This is a genomic window from Gordonia sp. SL306 (genome assembly GCF_026625785.1).
GTDB lineage: Bacteria > Actinomycetota > Actinomycetes > Mycobacteriales > Mycobacteriaceae > Gordonia.
Genome location: NZ_CP113063.1, coordinates 2,609,594 through 2,625,580 on the forward strand (window position 1 = coordinate 2,609,594; position 15,987 = coordinate 2,625,580).

Genomic DNA, 15,987 nt, shown 5'->3' on the forward strand with positions numbered 1-15,987 from the left:
GGGCCGTTTTCGTGTGTGTGAGCCCTTCCGCTCTCCAGATACCTCGGTCCGGTCGCATCGCCTTGGTTCCACATGAAGGTGGCTTCCGCGAACAGAGGATGGGTGCGCTGCGGCGACCGGGTCACACGAGGAACTGCGCCGCGTCCCGCGCCAAGTCCAGCAGCGGCTGCGGGAAGATTCCCAGCACGATGGTCACGACGGTGCAGACCGCGATCGACGACGTGGTCAGCACACTCGGCTTCACGACATGCGGCGCGTCGACCGGCACGTCGGCGAAGAACATCGCGACGATGATCCGGATGTAGAAGTAGGCGGCGATCGCGCTGCTGATCACGCCGATCACGACCAGCACGCCGCCTCCGGCGCCGGCGGCCGCCGCGAAGACGTCGAACTTCGCGATGAAGCCGCTCGTCAGCGGGATGCCGGCAAAGGCGAGCAGGAACATCGAGAACATCGCGCCGACAAGCGGATATCTTCTGCCCAGCCCCGCCCATTGGGCGATCTCGGTGGCCTCCCGACCCGACAGATGCGGTCCGGACACCCGATCCGGCTCGCGTACCACCGCGACCGTCGCGAAGGCGCCGAAGGTCGAGAACGCATACGCGGCCAGGTAGAACATCGTCGCCGCGAGGCCCGCGTCGTCGAAGGCGACGAGGCCCAGCAGGATGAACCCGGCATGCGTGATCGACGAGTACGCGAGCATCCGTTTGACGTCGGTTTGCGTGACCGCCATCATCGCCCCGGCCAGCATCGTGGCGATGGCGACCGCCCAGAGTGCCGGTTCCCAATCGTTTTTCAGGTCGGGGAATCCGACGTAGAACACCCGGAGCAGTGCGCCGAAGGCGGCGATCTTGGTGGCCGCGGCCATGAACGCGGTGACCGTCGTCGGCGCGCCTTGGTACACATCGGGAATCCACGAATGGAACGGCACGGCACCGATCTTGAACAACAGGCCGACCGAGAGCAGTCCCAAGGCGATCAGCGGGAGCGTGGTGTCGGTGCCCGGTGCGCCGACGGCCCTGCCGATCGCCCCGAGTTGCAGCGACCCGGTGGCACCGTAGGCGAAGGCGGCGCCGAAGAGGAAGAAGGCCGACGAGAACGCGCCGAGGAGAAAGTACTTGAGCGAAGCCTCCTGCGAGATCAATCGCCGACGACGTGCGAGGCCGCACAGCAGATACAGCGGCAGCGAGAAGACCTCCAGCGCGATGAACATCGTGAGCAGGTCACCGCACGCGGGGAACAGCATCATGCCGCCGACGGCCAACAAGGTGAGGGGGAAGACCTCGGTGGTGATGGCACCGGCCCGGGTCGCCTCGAACTCGGCGTCGGTGTTGGGGACCGATGCGCCCGACGGTGTGAACATGTCGGCGTCGACCGAGTCCAGGGCCGCCTGGGCGGCGGCGCCGGGTCCGTCGCTCACTCGTAGCGTGATCGCCGGTGCCGCGACGACCCGTTCGAGTCGTCGTTCGGCCATGAACGCGATGGCCAGGATCGAGACGAGCAGCAGGAGGCCCTGCAGAAAAAGAGTCGGCCGGTCGATGACGACCGAGCCCGCCATCGCGAACTGGCCGTGGCCGCCGTCCCGTGCCTCCGCGACGGCGACGGCCACCAGCGCGGCAAACGCTGCCACCAGACCGCCGAGCGCGAGAGTGAGTTGGGTGGGATAGCGGAACCTGCGGGGCGCGAATGCCTCCACCAGCACACCGACGACGGCCACCCCGAACACGATCAGCATCGGCGACAACAGGCCGTACTCGATGCTGGGCGGATCGATGGCGGCGAGATACTCGGAGGTCACTTCGGCACCCCTTCCGTCGGTACCCGATCCGTCGGGGCAGTCACCGTGGGACGCGGATCCGGTTCGTGGATGGTGCTCATCGTGTGCGAAACCGCCGGATCGATCAGATCCAGCAACGGTTTCGGATACACCCCGAACACCAGCAGCAGCGCGATCAGCGGGGTCACCACGACGAGTTCCCGGCCGTGCAGGTCACGCATCGACCGGGTCGCCGCTCCCGGCCCCTCGACCTGTCGTGCCGGACCACCCATCATCCGCTGGTACAGCCACAACACATAGATCGCGGACAGCACCAGCGCGCTCGTCGCCACCACCGCGGCGACCGGATATCGGGTGAATGTGCCGATCAGGACCAGGAACTCGCTGATGAACGGAGCGAGCCCGGGCAGGGATAGGGTGGCGAGACCGGCGACGAGGAACGTTCCCGCCAGCATCGGGGCGATCTTCTGCACCCCTCCGTAGTCGGCGATGAGCCGACTGCCACGGCGCGACACCAGGAACCCGGCGATCAGAAACATTGCGGCGGTGGAGATCCCGTGGTTGACCATGTACAGCGTGGAGCCGGTCTGCCCCTGCGTGGTGAGTGCGAAGATGCCCAGGATGATGAATCCGAAGTGGGAGATGGAGGTATAGGCGATGAGCCGCATCACATCGGTCTGCCCGATCGCCAGGATCGCGCCGTACACGATGCCGATGACCGCGAGCGCCGTGATCAGAGGTGCGAAATACCGTGCGGCATCGGGGAATAGCTGCAGACAATAGCGCAGCATCGCGAAGGTGCCGACCTTGTCGACCACCGCCATCATCAGTACGGCGCTGGTCGGGGTGGCGGCAACCGCGGCATCGGGCAGCCACGAATGGAAAGGCCACAGTGGTGCTTTGACCGCGAAGGCGAACATGAAACCGAGGAAGAGGAGCTTCAGCAGGCCGCCCCCGGCGTCGAGCTGTCCCGACGACACGGCATCGACCACCGTCCGCAGGTCGAACGTGCCGCCGCCGTCGGCCCCGAGGCCCGACCGCGCGGTCACCACGTAGAGCCCGATCACCGCGGCCAGCATGATCAGCCCGCCGAAGAGGTTGTACAGCAGGAACTTCACCGCTGCGGCGGACCGGCCCGCGCCGGCACCGAAGCCGCCGATCAGGAAGTACATCGGGATCAGCATCGCCTCGAAGAAGATGTAGAACAGCAGGATGTCGAGGGCGACGAAACTCATCAGCACCATCGCCTCGACCGCCAGGGTCAGCGCGAGATAGGTGTGCGGGCCCTTCTGGCGGCGCCCGGCCGAATGGTCCAGTGAACCGGCGTGATCGGCGTCGTTCCAGCCCGCCAGGATCAGCAGCGGGAGCAGCACCGCGGTGAGGAGTACCAGCACCAGACCGATGCCGTCGAGGCCGAGGGCATACCGGGTGCCGAAGGCGGGAATCCAACTGTGATCCTCGACGAACTGGTAGCGAGCGCCGGTGGTGTCGAAGCCGGTGGCCAGACCCAGCGCGACCGCCAGCGCAGCGACGGAGATGCCCAGCCCGAGCCACTTCGCAACATCCGGCCGGCTACTCGGGATCGCCAGCACCGCAACGGACCCGACCGCCGGTAACAGCCACAAGATGGTCAACCAGGGCATGCTCACAGGACGTTCACCACCATCACCATCGCGACGATCAGGACTGCGCCGGCGAACATCGACAACGCGTATGACCGGACGTAACCGTTCTGCCAGCCACGTATTCGCTGCGACAATGCGCCGACGGTGCGACCGATCCCGGTGGTGAGGCCGTCCACGCCATCATTCTCGACGAGCACGAGCTCCCGGGTCAGTTCTTGTCCCGGCCGCATCAGCAGGTTCTCGTTGACCGCGTCGCCGTACAGGTCGCGGCGCGCGGCCACGGTGAGTGCGGACACGTCCTCCGGTGCGACCTCGGGGACCGGGCGCGTGGCGTACTGCCGCCACGCGAGGCCGATCCCGATCGCGACGACGGCCAGGATCGTCACCGTGACCACCCAAGTCGGCACCGCCAGCTCGTGATGTTCCTCGCCGACAACGGGTTCGAGCCAGTGCACCAGCGAATCCCCCCACGCCAGCAGTGCGCCGGAGACCACCGAACCGATCGCGATGAGGATCATCGGTGCGGTCATCGACCCCGACGACTCGTGCGGGTGAGCGTCTTCACGCCAGCGACGTTCACCGAAGAATGTCAAGAGCATGACCCGCGTCATGTAGAACGCGGTGATCCCGGCGCCCAGCAGCGCGGCACCGCCGAGAAGCCATCCCCCGGCGCCGCCGGAGGCAAAGGCGGCCTCGATGATCGGGTCCTTGGAGAAGAACCCGGCGAACGGCGGCACACCGATGATGGCGAGGTAGCCGAGGCCGAAGGTGACGAACGTGATCGGCATGACCGTGCGCAGTCCTCCGAAGCGTCGCATGTCGGTCTCGTCGTTCATCCCGTGCATCACCGAACCGGCACCGAGGAACAGTCCCGCCTTGAAGAACCCGTGGGTGAGCAGGTGCATGATCGCGAATGCGTAACCGGCGGGACCCAATCCGGTGGCCAGGATCATGTAGCCGATCTGGCTCATCGTCGATGCGGCCAGTGCCTTCTTGATGTCGTCCTTCGCGCAGCCGATGATGGCGCCGAACAACAGGGTGACCGCGCCCACGACGGTGACCCCGACCTGTGCGGCCGGTGCGAGATCGAAGATCGGGTTAGAGCGTGCGATCAGATAGACGCCCGCGGTCACCATCGTCGCGGCATGGATGAGCGCGGACACCGGGGTCGGGCCCTCCATCGCGTCGCCGAGCCATGACTGCAGCGGCACCTGCGCCGATTTGCCGCACGCCGCGAGCAGCAACACGAAACCCAGTGCGGTGAGCACACTCTGGCCTGCCTGGTCGGCGCCGGCGAACACGGTCTCGAAGGAGACCGCCCCGAAGGTGGCGAACATGATCATCAGCGCGACGGCCAGACCGATGTCGCCGACCCGATTCACCACGAACGCCTTCTTCGCGGCGGTCGCCGCCGTCGGCTTGTACTGCCAGAAGCCGATCAGCAGATACGAGGCGAGGCCGACGCCTTCCCATCCGAGGTACAGGCCGAGGTAGTTGTCGGCGAGCACCAGGATCAGCATGGCCGCCAGGAAGAGATTGAGATAGGCGAAGAATCGACGACGGTCGGGGTCGTCGGCCATATAGCCGATCGAGTAGATGTGGATCAGGGACCCGACACCCGTGATCAGCAGGACGAAGCACATCGACAACTGGTCGAGTTGCAGCCCGAAGTCGATCTGCAGCTCGCCCACAGGCACCCAGGAGAACAGGATGTGGTGGACGGCGCGGTCATCGGCGGACCGGCCGAGCATGCCGATGAACATCGCCAGTCCGAGCGCGAAGGATGCGAGAGCCAGAGCGGTGCCGAGGAGATGACCCCACTTGTCGGTCCGACGGGCACCCAGCAGAAGGATCGCCGCGCCGATCAACGGAAGTGCTGGTACCAGCCAGAGGAGATCTGCGGTCGATTCGGTGCTCACCGGTGGTCTCCTACCGTTTCAGCAGATCTGTGCCGTCGACCGAAGCCGACCTGCGGGAGCGGAAGATGGTCATGATGATCGCCAGTCCCACCACCACCTCGGCCGCCGCGACCACCATCGTGAAGAACGCGATCACCTGACCGTCGAAGGAACCGTGCATCCGGGCGAAGGTCACGAAGGCCAGGTTCGCCGCGTTGAGCATCAGCTCGATACACATGAAGACCACGATCGCGTTGCGGCGCAGGAGCACCCCGGCGGCGCCGATCGTGAACAGCAGCGCCGAGAGGTACAGGTAGTTCTCGGGATTCATCGGCCGGCCTTTCCGAGGGCTCGACGGATGCCGTCCGGCTCCGACGTCGGCGGCGCGGCCGCCGGTCGTGGACGCAGAGTCGCGTTCACCGAGAGCTCCGACGGCGTACCGTCGGGCAGCAGTGCGGGGACGTCGACCGCGTTGTGGCGGGCATAGACGCCGGGACTCGGCATCGGCGTCATGTCCACGCCGTTTCGGAACCTCTCCTCCGACAGCTCACGCTGACTTCGCCGTGGCCCGAACCGTTCCCGATGCGCCAGGACCATCGCGCCGAGGGTGGCGGCGATCAGCAGAGCGCCGGTCAGCTCGAACGCCCACAGATATTGGACGAAGATCAGCCGCGCGATCGCCTCGATGTTGCCGTCGGAGCCGGTGCCGGAGACATTCGGCCCGGCCGCCGTCGGCGCACCTGCGAACACCGCCAGCGATGCGTTCGCGATCGCCGCGATCAGCAGGACACCGAAACCGATTCCGAGAACCACTGCGGCGATCCGCTGTCCGCGAAGGGTTTCCACCAGGGAATCCGACGAGTCGACACCGATCAGCATCAGCACGAACAAGAACAGCATCATCACCGCACCGGTGTAGACGACGACTTGGACGACGCCGAGGAACAGCGCGCCCTGCGCGACGTAGAAGACCGCGAGGATGATCATGGTGGTGGCCAGGAAGATGGCCGAGTAGACCGCCTTGGTCGCGAACACCACGCCCAGCGCGCCGGCCACCGCGACCACACCGAGGACCCAGAACTGCACGGCTTCGCCCGTGCTGGTCGCCGGGAGCGCAGCGAGCGGGACCGATGTCGACGTCCGAACCAACTCTGCGGCGAGTGTCGCTGTCACGACTCGTCCTTCGCGATCAGTCGCCCGTCCTTCGACACCTCGCCCCGGTAGTAGCTCTCCTCGGTGGAACCCGGTGCCATGTCGTGGGGTGCCGGGGTCACTCCGGGCTCGAGCGGCGCGAGTAGGCGGTCCTTCTCGTAGATGAGGTCGGCGCGGTTGTCGTCGGCCATCTCGTAGTCGTTGGTCATCGTGAGCGCGAGAGTCGGGCACGCCTCGATACACAGGCCGCAGCCGATGCAGCGCAGGTAGTTGATCTGGTAGACGCGCCCGTAACGCTCACCGGGCGAATACCGCTCCTCGTCGGTGTTGTCGGCACCTTCGACATAGATGGCGTCGGCCGGGCAGGCCCAGGCGCACAGCTCGCAGCCGATGCACTTCTCCAATCCGTCGGGATGCCGGTTGAGCTGGTGCCGCCCGTGATAGCGCGGCGCCGTGGGGGTCTTCTCCTCGGGATACTGCTCGGTGATGGTCGGGGAGAACATCGACGAGAAGGTCACCCCGAGACCGCTCATCGGTTTGAGGAACTCAGGCATCGGTCGTCTCCTTCTCGGGGTCGGATGGAGGTCTGTGGGCGGGTCCGCCCGGAAGTACCTGACCCGGCATCGGAGGCACCGGGAATCCGCCTGCCATCGGGTCGAACGTTTCCCCTGCTGGTCGATCTCGATACGCCGACACGCTTCGCGCGCCGGCTACTCGATCCGGCGGAGTAGCGGCGACGGAGGAGCCGCGTGTTGAGACCTCCGGCGCAGCAGGCAGTTTCATCAGCCGCCAGATGGCGTAGCCGATCAGGGCGGTCACCACGAGTCCGGCGCCCGCCGAGACCAGCGAGCGGACGAGGTCGTCGTCGGAGGAACTGCCGATCGCCGCGCGGATCAGGGCGACCACCATCACCCAGCTCAGGGAGATCGGGATCAGGACCTTCCAGCCCAGGTTCATGAACTGGTCGTAGCGCAGGCGGGGCAGACTGGTTCGCAGCCAGATGAACACGAACAGGAACACCCAGACCTTGATGGTGAACCACACGATCGGCCACCAGCCGGAGTTCGCCCAGTCGAACATGCTGACCGGCCAGGGCGCCTGCCAGCCACCGAGGAACAGGGTGGTGGCGAGTGCCGAGACGGTGACCATGTTGATGTACTCGGCGAGCATGAACATGGCGAACTTGAGCGACGAGTACTCGGTGTGGAATCCGCCGACGAGTTCGCCCTCGGCCTCGGGCAGGTCGAAGGGTGCGCGATTGGTCTCGCCGACCATCGAGATGGCATAGATCACGAACGACGGCAACAGCAGCAGGACATACCAATGATGTTCTTGTGCAGCCACGATGCCCGATGTCGACATGGTGGTCGCATCGAGGAACACCGCGGCGAAGGTGAGCCCCATCGCGATCTCGTAGGAGATCACCTGGGCTGTCGAGCGCAGCCCGCCGAGCAGCGGATAGGTCGAGCCCGACGACCACCCGGCCAGCACGATGCCGTACACGCCCACCGAGGTGATGGCGAGGACGTAGAGCACACCGACCGGGAGGTCGGTGAGTTGCAGCGGGGTCTGGTGCCCGAACACCGACACCATCGGACCGAACGGGATGACCGCGAACGCCATGATCGCCGGCACCACCGCGATGATCGGGGCGAGAAGGTAGATCGGCTTGTCGACGCTCGACGGGATGATGCCCTCTTTGAGCGCCAGCTTCACGCCGTCGGCCAGACTCTGCAGCAGACCGTGCGGGCCGACCCGGTTGGGTCCGATGCGGGTCTGCATCCGCGCCATGATCTTTCGCTCGATCAGGATGGCGGCGAGTGGATTGGCGACCAGGAACGCGAAGACCGCCACCGCCTTGATCAGGATCAGCCACCAGGGATCATGGCCGAAGTCGGCGAGTGTCGGGAAGGTCATCGCACCTCCCGCGTCGCCGCCGGTGCGATGGCCACGACGTCACCGGCCCCGGCCCGCAGGTGCGTGTACACGCCCGCACCTGGTGCGTTCATCGGCACCCAGACGACGCCGTCGGCCATGGGAACGATCTCGAGGGGCAGGATGATCGCGCCGCGATCGGTGCCCACCTCGACGTCGGTGCCCGCCCCGGCCCCGATACCCGCCGCAGTGGTCGGGGACATGCGGGCGACGGGCGCCCGGGCCGTGCCCGCGAGATGTGGTTCACCGTCCTGCATCCGGCCGGCGTCGAGCAGCATCCGCCAGGTGGCGAGCACCGCGCGCCGGGTCTCCGTGCCGCTGCTCGGGCGGTTGGACCTCGGTTCCACCTCGGGCATCGCGGTCCGCGCACCGCGCCACGCACCGATGCGTTCGAGGTCACCACGAATGGCGGTCGTGTCGTCGCAGTGCAGCGTCACCCCCATCTGCTTGGCGAGCGCGTCGAGAACCCGGTGGTCCGAAATGGTCCCGACCTCGGGTAGCGCCGTCGCGAACGGACGGGCGCGCCCTTCCCAGTCGACGAACATGCCGGGTTTCTCCGCTGCCGCGGCGACGGGGAACACCACATCCGCGTATTCGGTGACCGCGCTGCGGCGCATCTCCAGGCTCACCACGAAGTCGGCATCGGCCAGCGCGGCGGTGGCCGACGCCGGATCGGGAAGATCGTCGAGTTCCACTCCGCCGACCACCAGCGCGGAGATCTCCTGACGCAGTGTCGCGTCGAGGATCGCGGCGGTGTCCCGCCCCGGGGTGCTCGGCAGATCGGCGATCTGCCAGGCCATCGCGAGTTCGGTGCGCGCCGACAGATCCGCCACCGGGCGACCGCCCGGCAGGAGGTTCGGCGCCGCTCCCACCTCGACGGCGCCACGTTCGCCTGCGCGGCGCGGAATCCAGGCGAGGCGTGCACCGGTGCGTCGGGCGAGCCGGACTGCGGCGCTGAGACCGCCGGGGACCGCGGCCAACCGTTCACCGACCACGATGACCGACCCCTCGGCGGCGACCGCGTCAGCGGCGGCATCCGAATCGAGCACGGCCGGTTCGTCTCCGGGCGCCGTCGGCACGAGTGTGCCGTTCAACTTCGCCACCCCGGCGCTGCGCAAGGCGGCGACAGCCGTGACCTGCTGGCGGGCGGTGCGCACTGCCCGCCGCATCCGGAGGAAGACGATCGGCGATTCCTCTTCCGGTTCGAAGGCGACGAGCAAGACCGCCGGGGCGACGCCGAGCTCACGGTAGGTCACGTCGTCGGGCCGAGCCGCGATGTGCGTCGCGAGGAAGTCGGTCTCCTCGGCGCTGTGGGCGCGGGCCCGGAAGTCGATGTCGTTGGTGTCGAGAACCGTACGGGCGAAACGCGAATACGCGTAGGCGTCCTCGGCGGTCAGCCGGCCGCCGGTCAGCACCGCGGTCCGTCCACGTGCGGCGGTGAGTCCCTCGGCGGCATGCCGCAGGGCATGCGCCCACGACACCTCCACGAGGGTGCCGTCGGGCCTGCGGATCATCGGCCCGGTCAGCCGGTCGTCGGCGGAGGCGTACGCGAACGCCCACCGGCCCTTGTCGCAGTTCCATTCCTGGTTGACGTCGGGGTCGTCGCCGGCGAGGCGCCGCAACACCTTGCCGCGGCGGTGGTCGGTACGTTGTGCGCATCCGCTCGCACAGTGCTCGCAGACGCTCGGCGACGACACCAGGTCGAACGGACGGGCGCGAAAGCGGTACGCGGTGCTGGTCAGTGCGCCGACCGGGCAGATCTGCACCGTGTTGCCGGAGAAGTACGACTCGAACGGGTCGTCCTGATAGATCGTGACCTGTTGCAGTGCACCACGATCGCCGAAGCCGATGAGCGGGTCACCGGCGATCTGCTCGGAGAAGCGGGTACACCGGGCGCACAGGACACATCGCTCCCGGTCTAGCAGCACCTCCGACGACAACGGCACCGGTTTGGTGAAGGTACGTTTCGCACCGGTGAAGCGTGAATCCCCGCGCCCCGACGACATCGCCTGGTTCTGCAGCGGACATTCACCACCCTTGTCGCACACCGGGCAGTCGAGGGGATGATTGATCAGCAGGAGTTCCATCACGCCGCGCTGGGCCTTCTCGGCCACCTCGGAGCTGCGTTGGGTGTGGACCACCATCCCGTCGGTCACCACCGTGGTGCACGAGGCCAGCGGTTTGCGTTGTCCCTCGACCTCGACCAGACACTGGCGGCAGGCGCCCACCGGATCGAGCAGTGGGTGGTCGCAGAACCGCGGAATCTGTGTCCCGATCATCTCGGCCGCCCGGATCACCAGAGTGCCCGGCGGCACCGAGATCTCGATCCCGTCGATGGTCACCGACACGAGGTCGGGCTTTTTCTGCCCGGTGGCGGTGGAGTCGTCGACGGCGGTCATCGCGCACCTCCTGCGGCGGATACTGATTCGGCGAACAGCGTGGACCGGTGATGATCGAACGGGCAGCCGCCCTCGAAATGTGCCAGGTATTCGTCCCGGAAGTACTCGAGCGAGGAGACGATCGGACTGCCGGCACCGTCACCCAACGCGCAGAACGACTTTCCGACGATGGTATTGGTGATGTCGGTGAGGGTGTCGAGGTCCTCGGGTCGTCCGTCGCCCGCCTCGAGACGCCGCAACAACTGCACCAGCCAGTAGGTGCCCTCCCGGCAGGGTGTGCATTTCCCGCAGGATTCGTGCGCGTAGAACTCGGTCCACCGCAGCACGGCGCGCACCACGCACGTCGTCTCGTCGAAGATCTGCAAGGCCTTGGTGCCGAGCATCGAACCGGCCTCGCCGACCCCCTCGTAGTCGAGGGGCACATCGAGGTGTTCGGCGGTGAGGATGGGTGTCGACGACCCGCCGGGTGTCCAGAACTTCAGCTGATGGCCGGACCGCACACCGCCGGCCCGATCGAGCAACTCCCGCAGCGTGATTCCCAACGGAGCCTCGTACTGACCGGGTCGCGCGACGTGGCCCGACAGCGAGTACAGCGTGAAGCCGGGCGACTTCTCGGTGCCCATCGCCCGGAACCAGTCGACGCCGTTGCGGATGATCGGCGGCACACTCGCGATGGACTCGACGTTGTTGACCACGGTCGGACTCGCGTACAGCCCCGCGACGGCAGGGAACGGGGGACGCAGGCGTGGCTGCCCGCGGCGGCCCTCCAGGGAGTCCAGGAGCGCGGTCTCCTCCCCACAGATGTACGCACCGGCACCGGCGTGGACCACGAGATCGAGATCGAAACCGGACCCCAGGATGTCGGTGCCGAGATAGCCTGCCGCCCTGGCCTCGTCGACGGCGTCGCGCAGCCGCCGCAGCACCGAGGCGACCTCACCGCGCAGATAGATGAAGGCGTGCTCGGCGCGGATCGCGTAGGCGGCGATGATCGCACCTTCGATCAGGGAGTGCGGGGAAGCGAGGATCAACGGGATGTCCTTGCAGGTACCCGGCTCGGACTCATCTGCGTTGACCACCAGGTAGTGCGGTGGTGCCGCCGGATCTGCGGGCGCGTCGGGGTCCTGTTGCGGGATGAACGACCATTTCATGCCGACCGGGAATCCTGCGCCGCCGCGGCCGCGGAGCCCGGATGCCTTGACCAACGCGATGATCTCGTCCGGCGGGGTCGTGAGCGCGGACCGCAGCGCTGCGTAGCCGTTGTGCGATTCGTAGTTCCGCAATGTCCAGGACTCCGGCTCGGACCAGAATCGGCTGAGTACGGGGGTCTCCGCGGGGTCGGTCATACCCTGTCCTCCGTCTCGGGAAGGCCGGCGAGCAGCCGGGCGGTCTGCCGGAACGTGCACACGGTGCCGGTCCCGCGGGCCGGGGTGAGGGGGACGCCTGCGCGGAGATCCTCGACGAGTTCCACGCTGCTGGTCGGGGTCTGGTTGTCGAAGAACTCCCAGTTGACCATCACGACCGGGGCGAAATCGCATGCGGCGTTGCATTCGACGTGTTCGAGGGTGATGCGCCCGTCGGCCGACGTCTCGCCCGCGTCGATGCCGAGGTGGTCCCGGAGCGCGGCGAGGATCTCGTCACCGCCCATGATCGCGCACAGCGTGTTGGTGCAGACGCCGACGAGATACTCGCCGGTCGGCGAGCGGCGGTACATCGAATAGAAGGTGGCGACCGCGGACACCTCGGCCGTGGTCAGTTCCAGTTGGTCTGCGCAGAAGGTCACGCCGGCCCGGGTGATCTGGCCGTCCTCGGATTGCACCAGGTGCAGCAGGGGTAGCAGGGCCGAACGGGACCGGGGGTAGCGGGCGATGATGCCTGCGGCGTCGGCCGAGAGTCGTTCGGCCACTTCGTCGGGGTAGTCGGCGGGGCCGCCGAAGCGGATCGTCGGGTGCGGTGCCGGTATCTCCACCGGAACGCCCTCCGCGGGTGGCGCCGTCAGGTCCACGAACACCGGGTCGGTCATCGGTCAACCCCTCCCATCACCGGGTCGATGCTGGCGACGGCGGTGATCACGTCGGCGACCATGCCGCCCTCGCACATCGCCGCCACCGCCTGCAGATTCGTGAACGACGGATCCCGGTAGTGCACCCGGTACGGTCGTGTGCCGCCGTCGCTCACCATGTGGACCCCCAGTTCGCCGCGTGGGGATTCGACCGCGACGTAGCACTGCCCGGCGGGCACCCGCATCCCCTCGGTCACCAGCTTGAAGTGGTGGATGAGGGCTTCCATGGAGGTGCCCATGATCTTCGCGATGTGTTCGGGCGAGTTGCCGAGGCCGTCGGGTCCGAGGGCGAGGTCGGCCGGCCAGGCGAGCTTCCGGTCGGACACCATCACCGGACCGGGGCGCAGGCGGTCGAGGCATTGCCGGACGATCTTCACCGACTCCTGCATCTCCTTGACCCGGATCAGGTAGCGACCGTAGGAGTCGCAGGTGGTGTCGGTGATGACATCGAACTCGTAATGTTCGTAGCCGCAGTAGGGTTGGGATTTTCGCAGGTCGTGCGGCAGTCCGGTGGACCGGAGCACCGGGCCGGTGATGCCGAGCGCCATGCATCCGGTGAGGTCGAGGTAGCCGACGCTCTGGGTGCGGGCCTTCCAGATGTAGTTCTCGTTGAGCAGGTCCTCGAGTTCGCCCAGTCTCGAGGGCAGGACGTCGAGCAGCGCGGCGACCTTGTCGGCCGCGTCGTCGGGGAGATCCTGTGACACCCCGCCCGGCCGGATGTAGGCGTGGTTCATCCGCAACCCGGTGATGTGCTCGAAGACGTCGAGGATCATCTCCCGTTCGCGGAATCCGAGGAACATCGCCGTCACCGCCCCGAGTTCCATTCCGCCGGTTGCCAACGCGACCAGATGCGATGAGATGCGGTTGAGTTCCATCAGCATCACGCGGATCACGCTCGCGCGCTCCGGGACATCGTCGGTGATGCCGAGCAGGCGTTCGACGCCGAGACAGTAGGCGGTCTCGTTGAAGAACGGCGCGAGATAATCCATCCGCGTGACGAAGGTGACGCCCTGCGTCCAGTTGCGGTACTCCAGGTTCTTCTCGATCCCGGTGTGCAGGTAGCCGATTCCGCAGCGGGCTTCGGTGACGGTCTCGCCCTCGATCTCCAGGATCAGTCGTAGCACGCCGTGGGTTGAGGGGTGCTGCGGACCCATGTTGACCACGATGCGCTCGTCACCGGGTTGCTCGGCGGCCCGTTCCCGCACCGCTGTGACGATCTCGTCCCAGTCCTGGCCGGAGACGGTGTAGGTCTGCGTTGGGTGCACATCCGCGGAACGATGAGAGCCGGTGTTGCCGTGGTCGGTGGTGGTCATCAGTTGTAGGACCTCCGTTGATCGGGCGGTGCGATCCGGGTCCCCTTGTACTCCACGGGAACCCCGCCGAGTGGGTAGTCTTTTCGCTGCGGGTGCCCCTGCCAGTCGTCGGGCATCTGGATTCGGGTCAGGGAGCGGTGACCGTCGAAGACGATGCCGAAGAAGTCGTAGGTCTCGCGTTCGTGCCAGTCATTGGTCGGGTAGATGTCGGTCAGACTCGGTATGTGCGGATCGGCATCGGCGACCGACACCTCGAGCCGCAGGCGGCGATTGTGAGTGATCGAGGCCAGCGGGTACACCGCGTGGAGTTCGCGGTCGCGGTCGTCCGGGTAGTGAACCCCATTGACGCCCAAGCACAATTCGAAACGGAGCGTGTCGCGATTGCGGACCGTCAATGCCACCGCCCGCAGATGATCTCGGTGGACGTGCAGGGTCATCTCGTCGCGGAAGATCACCACTTTGTCGATGGCCTGGCGGTAGTCGGTTCCGGGTAGTTCGTCCAATCCGGCGGCGAGTTCGTCTGCCACGTCGTCGAAGTAGCCGCCGTACGGGCGGTCGGAACTCCCCGGAAGGGTGACGGCCTGCACCAGCCCGCCGTATCCGGAGGTGTCACCGCTGCCCTGCACGCCGAACAGGCCACGGCGTACACCGATCTGCTCGGGTCCGGTCTGCTCGTCTCTCGTCATCTCGCCTGCGGTCCCGGTGGTCGCGGGGGCGGGGTCCTCGGGCCGTTCGGTGTTCATCGGAGCAGCCCCTTCATCTCGATGGTCGGCTTCGCCTGCAGCGCGGCCTGTTCGGCCGCCCAGATCGCCTGCTCGCGGTTGACCCCGAGTGGCATCTCGGCGATCTGCTCATGCAGTTTGAGGATCGCGTTGAGGAGCATCTCGGGCCGGGGCGGACAGCCGGGCAGGTAGATGTCGACCGGGACGACGTGGTCGACACCCTGCACGATCGCGTAGTTGTTGAACATGCCCCCCGACGACGCGCAAACACCCATGGCCAGTACCCATTTGGGTTCGACCATCTGGTCGTAGATCTGGCGCAGCACCGGGGCCATCTTCTGGCTGACGCGGCCGGCGACGATCATCAGGTCGGCCTGCCTCGGCGATGCCCGGAATGCCTCCATCCCGAATCGTGCGAGGTCGTAGCGGCCGGAGGTGGTCGCCATCATCTCGATGGCGCAGCAGGCCAGGCCGAAGGTGGCAGGCCACAACGATCCCTTGCGCATGAACCCGGCCAGATCTTCGACAGTGCTCAGCAGGAAGCCGCTGGGCAGTTTCTCCTCCAGTCCCATGTCGCGAACCTCCTTGCGTGTGCCGGGCAGTCGCTGCGTGCGCCCGACGGGGCGCACGCAGCGGCCATGGTCATTCCCAGGTCAGTCCTCCGCGTCGCCACTCGTAGGCGTAGGCCACCGACACGTTGACGATGAACAGGGCCATGGCGGCGAGTCCGAACCATCCGAGGGAGTCGAAGGCGACGGCCCACGGATAGAGGAAGACGATCTCGATGTCGAAAATGATGAAGAGCATCGCCGTGAGGTAGTACTTCACGGGGATGCGCTGGACCACGCGGTCGGTGATGCGTGGCGTGGTGGTCACCGACGCGCCGCCGGGGGCCAGACTGTGCGATTCGGTGAGCGGTTCGATGCCGCATTCGTACGGTTCCAATTTGGCGCGGTTGTACCGCTTCGGACCGATCAGGATTGCGATGCCGACCGAGAACACCGCAAATCCCATGGCAATTGCCCCGAGAACCATGATCGGGACGTAGGCGTTCATAGGGTGGCTGCTCCCCACATTTGCGGCCTGATGTGAGCTGTGCCACAAGCC

The 15,987-nt window shown here is 66.7% G+C and carries 12 protein-coding genes and 1 pseudogene; all 13 read right to left on the reverse strand.

Translation table 11 applies throughout. The annotated features are described in order from the left end of the window. Nucleotides 1-121 precede the first annotated feature (121 nt). The 13 genes and pseudogenes from nuoN to OVA31_RS11975 all read right to left on the reverse strand — a co-directional run bounded on the left by nuoN (nucleotide 122) and on the right by OVA31_RS11975 (nucleotide 15,936). The gene (nuoN, locus tag OVA31_RS11915; RefSeq protein WP_267631280.1) at nucleotides 122-1,798 is read right to left on the reverse strand and encodes an NADH-quinone oxidoreductase subunit NuoN; all 1,677 of its coding nucleotides are present in this window, start codon (nucleotides 1,796-1,798) and stop codon (nucleotides 122-124) included. After that, on the reverse strand, nucleotides 1,795-3,420 hold the full coding sequence (locus OVA31_RS11920; protein WP_267631281.1) for an NADH-quinone oxidoreductase subunit M: 1,626 nt from the start codon (nucleotides 3,418-3,420) through the stop codon (nucleotides 1,795-1,797). Before OVA31_RS11920 ends, nuoN begins: the two co-directional genes overlap by 4 nt. A gap of 2 nt (nucleotides 3,421-3,422) precedes the next feature. Continuing rightward, complete coding sequence (nuoL, locus tag OVA31_RS11925) at nucleotides 3,423-5,321, reverse strand: NADH-quinone oxidoreductase subunit L (protein WP_267631282.1); 1,899 nt, start codon at nucleotides 5,319-5,321, stop codon at nucleotides 3,423-3,425. A 10-nt stretch (nucleotides 5,322-5,331) separates the two neighbouring features. Beyond that, nucleotides 5,332-5,631: an NADH-quinone oxidoreductase subunit NuoK gene (gene nuoK, locus OVA31_RS11930; RefSeq protein WP_267631283.1), complete on the reverse strand. Its 300-nt coding sequence runs from the start codon at nucleotides 5,629-5,631 to the stop codon at nucleotides 5,332-5,334. Continuing rightward, nucleotides 5,628-6,473, reverse strand: coding sequence for an NADH-quinone oxidoreductase subunit J (locus OVA31_RS11935; RefSeq protein ID WP_420714177.1), 846 nt, complete (start codon nucleotides 6,471-6,473; stop codon nucleotides 5,628-5,630). Before OVA31_RS11935 ends, nuoK begins: the two co-directional genes overlap by 4 nt. Further along, nucleotides 6,470-7,006: an NADH-quinone oxidoreductase subunit NuoI gene (gene nuoI / locus OVA31_RS11940; RefSeq protein ID WP_267631284.1), complete on the reverse strand. Its 537-nt coding sequence runs from the start codon at nucleotides 7,004-7,006 to the stop codon at nucleotides 6,470-6,472. Before nuoI ends, OVA31_RS11935 begins: the two co-directional genes overlap by 4 nt. Beyond that, complete coding sequence (nuoH, locus tag OVA31_RS11945; RefSeq protein WP_267631285.1) at nucleotides 6,999-8,369, reverse strand: NADH-quinone oxidoreductase subunit NuoH; 1,371 nt, start codon at nucleotides 8,367-8,369, stop codon at nucleotides 6,999-7,001. The genes nuoI and nuoH overlap by 8 nt, the downstream gene beginning before the upstream one ends. Further along, complete coding sequence (locus tag OVA31_RS11950; protein WP_267631286.1) at nucleotides 8,366-10,786, reverse strand: NADH-quinone oxidoreductase subunit G; 2,421 nt, start codon at nucleotides 10,784-10,786, stop codon at nucleotides 8,366-8,368. Before OVA31_RS11950 ends, nuoH begins: the two co-directional genes overlap by 4 nt. Next, nucleotides 10,783-12,806, reverse strand: a pseudogene (gene nuoF / locus OVA31_RS11955) (NADH-quinone oxidoreductase subunit NuoF). Before nuoF ends, OVA31_RS11950 begins: the two are co-directional and overlap by 4 nt. Then, nucleotides 12,803-14,158 (reverse strand): NADH dehydrogenase (quinone) subunit D, encoded by a 1,356-nt coding sequence (gene nuoD / locus OVA31_RS11960; RefSeq protein ID WP_267631287.1) that lies wholly within the window; start codon nucleotides 14,156-14,158, stop codon nucleotides 12,803-12,805. The pseudogene nuoF and the gene nuoD overlap by 4 nt, the downstream one beginning before the upstream one ends. Further along, on the reverse strand, nucleotides 14,158-14,901 hold the full coding sequence (locus OVA31_RS11965; protein ID WP_267631288.1) for an NADH-quinone oxidoreductase subunit C: 744 nt from the start codon (nucleotides 14,899-14,901) through the stop codon (nucleotides 14,158-14,160). Before OVA31_RS11965 ends, nuoD begins: the two co-directional genes overlap by 1 nt. Then, entirely contained in the window at nucleotides 14,898-15,452 is a 555-nt protein-coding gene (locus OVA31_RS11970) for a NuoB/complex I 20 kDa subunit family protein (protein WP_267631289.1), read from the reverse strand. Before OVA31_RS11970 ends, OVA31_RS11965 begins: the two co-directional genes overlap by 4 nt. Before the next feature lie 70 nt (nucleotides 15,453-15,522). After that, nucleotides 15,523-15,936 (reverse strand): NADH-quinone oxidoreductase subunit A, encoded by a 414-nt coding sequence (locus OVA31_RS11975; RefSeq protein ID WP_267631290.1) that lies wholly within the window; start codon nucleotides 15,934-15,936, stop codon nucleotides 15,523-15,525. Nucleotides 15,937-15,987 lie beyond the last annotated feature (51 nt).

Coding starts and splice junctions, on each gene's coding strand:
- OVA31_RS11920 (WP_267631281.1), bottom strand. CDS start 3,420: ATGCCCTGGTTGACCATCTTGTGGCTGTTACCGGCGGTCGGGTCCGTT.
- nuoK (WP_267631283.1), bottom strand. CDS start 5,631: ATGAATCCCGAGAACTACCTGTACCTCTCGGCGCTGCTGTTCACGATC.
- nuoI (WP_267631284.1), bottom strand. CDS start 7,006: ATGCCTGAGTTCCTCAAACCGATGAGCGGTCTCGGGGTGACCTTCTCG.
- nuoH (WP_267631285.1), bottom strand. CDS start 8,369: ATGACCTTCCCGACACTCGCCGACTTCGGCCATGATCCCTGGTGGCTG.
- OVA31_RS11950 (WP_267631286.1), bottom strand. CDS start 10,786: ATGACCGCCGTCGACGACTCCACCGCCACCGGGCAGAAAAAGCCCGAC.
- nuoD (WP_267631287.1), bottom strand. CDS start 14,158: ATGACCACCACCGACCACGGCAACACCGGCTCTCATCGTTCCGCGGAT.
- OVA31_RS11965 (WP_267631288.1), bottom strand. CDS start 14,901: ATGAACACCGAACGGCCCGAGGACCCCGCCCCCGCGACCACCGGGACC.
- OVA31_RS11970 (WP_267631289.1), bottom strand. CDS start 15,452: ATGGGACTGGAGGAGAAACTGCCCAGCGGCTTCCTGCTGAGCACTGTC.
- OVA31_RS11975 (WP_267631290.1), bottom strand. CDS start 15,936: ATGAACGCCTACGTCCCGATCATGGTTCTCGGGGCAATTGCCATGGGA.